The organism is Salinimicrobium oceani, from assembly GCF_012037645.1.
The window spans coordinates 1-320 of sequence record NZ_JAAVJR010001365.1; the positions used below are offsets into that span (position 1 = coordinate 1).

The following is a 320-nucleotide window of genomic DNA, read 5'->3' on the forward strand; positions in this document are numbered from 1 at the left end:
CCCTTCTATTAGGTGTAGAAGATGACGGTATAATTACAGGGATTGATGAAACAAAGAAACATAAGATTTTAAAGGATCTTGTATCTGCAATTAATTCAAGGGATTGTATAAATCCACCGCTCTATCTGCAACCTACTGCCATTGAAATGAAGGAAGGTTTGATCATTGTCCTGCAAGTGCCGGTAAGTTCTCAAGTTCATACTCACAACAGTAAAATATACATTCGTGAATTTGAAAGTGATATTGACATTACAGAAAATAAGGGAAGAGTAAGTGAGCTTTATTTTACAAAAAGCAGCATTTTCACTGAAAATGAGATT

The 320-nt window shown here is 34.4% G+C and carries 1 protein-coding gene; it reads left to right on the forward strand.

The window, feature by feature from the left end:
- The coding region (locus tag HC175_RS22225; RefSeq protein ID WP_209310204.1) for an AlbA family DNA-binding domain-containing protein at nucleotides 1-320 on the forward strand (320 nt) is incomplete at both ends.